Consider the following 1,766-nt stretch of genomic DNA (forward strand, 5'->3'; position numbering starts at 1 on the left):
GGCCTCGATCTGGGTCTCGCCCGGCCCGCCCAGAAAGCCGAAGCCGCCGCGCTGGCGTTCCAGGTGGGTCCAGGTGCGGACCAGCCGGCTGCGCTGATATTCCAGGTGCGCCAGCTCGACCTGCAGCGCGCCTTCCTTGGTCGCCGCGCGTTCGCCGAAAATATCCAGGATCAGCGCGGTGCGGTCGATGACCTTGCAGCCCAGGGCGCGCTCCAGGTTGCGCTGCTGCACGGGCGTCAGCCGCGAATCGACCACCACCACGGCCACCCGGTCCTCCTGGACCGCCGCGCGCAGCGATTCGACCTGCCCACTGCCCAGCAGGGTTGCGGGACGGCGCGCGCGCAGCAGCAGCACCGCCTTGCGCACGATGACAAGGCCGATCGACGCGGCCAGCCCCACCGCCTCTTCCAGCCGCGCCTCGGCGGCGCGGACTTCTTCCTGACGATCCGGCCGCTCCCAGGGCAGGATGACGGCGGCCCGCGTCGCGGACTGGCTCACGGGACCGTCAGAGGAGATCGGCATCCCCCGCCAGATCTTTGTCCGCCAGCTCCGTCGCCGCCCCCTCGCTGCGCGAGGGCTCGAACAGTACGACCGGGGTCGCCGGCATCACCGTGCTGATCGCATGCTTGTAGACCAGTTGCGTATGCCCGTCGCGCCGCAGCAGCACCGAGAAATTGTCGAACCAGGTAATGATGCCCTGCAGCTTCACGCCGTTGACCAGGAACACCGTCACCGGCGTCTTGGAGCGTCGGACATGGTTGAGAAAAACGTCCTGAACGTTCTGTGTTGCTTCTTTTGCCACGGTTGGGCCTTACTTTTTCTGTGGGCAGGGACGAGGGCCGCGTCGGGCCGCCGCATCCGCCGGAAATATATGAATGCTCTTTTCTAGCAGGCCCTTACCCGCGGGGCAAAACCTCATCCGCCCCCACGGTCGTCCGAGGTCACGCCCAACTGCTTCAGCTTGCGATGCAGCGCGCTGCGCTCCATGCCCACAAAGCCCGCCGTACGGCTGATATTGCCCCCGAATCGCAGCAATTGCGCCTGAAGATACTGGGTTTCGAACAGGTCCCGCGCCTCGCGCAGCGGCAGGCCCATCACATCGGCGGCCGGATCAAATTTCAGCAAGGCCGGCGCCCCCTGCCCCACCGACGGCGGCAGCATCTCGGCGCGGATCGGATCGGTGCCGTTCCCCGGCATCATGATCAGCAGCCGCTCCATCAGGTTGCGCAGTTCGCGCGCATTGCCCGGCCAGTCATAGCTCTGCAGCGCCGCGATCGCGTCGCCCGACAGCTCGCGCAGCGGCAGGCCGGCATTTTCCGCCGCGCGACGCAGGAACATCCTGGCCAGGGCCGGGATGTCCTCCCGCCGCTCCCGCAGGCTGGGCACGCGCAGCGGCACGACCGCCAGGCGGTAATACAGGTCCTCGCGGAACCGGCCGGCGGCGATCGCCTCCTGCAGGTCGCGGTTGGTCGCCGCCAGCACGCGCACATCGACCTTGACGCGCGACGCTCCGCCCACGCGCTCGAAACTCTGGTCCTGCAGGGCCCGGACGATCTTGCCCTGGGTCTCGATCGGCATGTCCGACACTTCGTCCAGCAGCAGCGTGCCGCCATGGGCGCGTTCCAGCACGCCGGTGCGCCGGCCGCTGCCGTCGGGCATGCCCTCGATGCCGAACAGTTCCTCCTCGAACCGGTTGGGCGCCAGGGTGGCGCAGTTCAGGGCGACGAACGGCCCGTCCGCCCGGCGCGAGCGCGCATGGATCATCC

The 1,766-nt window shown here is 68.5% G+C and carries 3 protein-coding genes; all 3 read right to left on the reverse strand.

Going from position 1 to position 1,766, the window contains the following annotated elements; all coding sequences use genetic code 11:
* Nucleotides 1-522: HflX-like GTP-binding protein (locus HUK84_RS16935; protein ID WP_456306677.1), on the reverse strand; the 522-nt coding region annotated here is incomplete at its 3' end.
* The gene (gene hfq, locus HUK84_RS16940; RefSeq protein WP_176641315.1) at nucleotides 506-802 is read right to left on the reverse strand and encodes an RNA chaperone Hfq; all 297 of its coding nucleotides are present in this window, start codon (nucleotides 800-802) and stop codon (nucleotides 506-508) included. The genes HUK84_RS16935 and hfq, both read right to left, overlap by 17 nt.
* A gap of 113 nt (nucleotides 803-915) precedes the next feature.
* Nucleotides 916-1,766, reverse strand: an 851-nt coding sequence (locus tag HUK84_RS16945; protein WP_176641316.1) for a sigma 54-interacting transcriptional regulator, incomplete at its 5' end; no start/stop codon positions are given.

The sequence above is a fragment of the Nguyenibacter vanlangensis genome (assembly GCF_013376155.1).
GTDB lineage: Bacteria > Pseudomonadota > Alphaproteobacteria > Acetobacterales > Acetobacteraceae > Gluconacetobacter > Gluconacetobacter vanlangensis.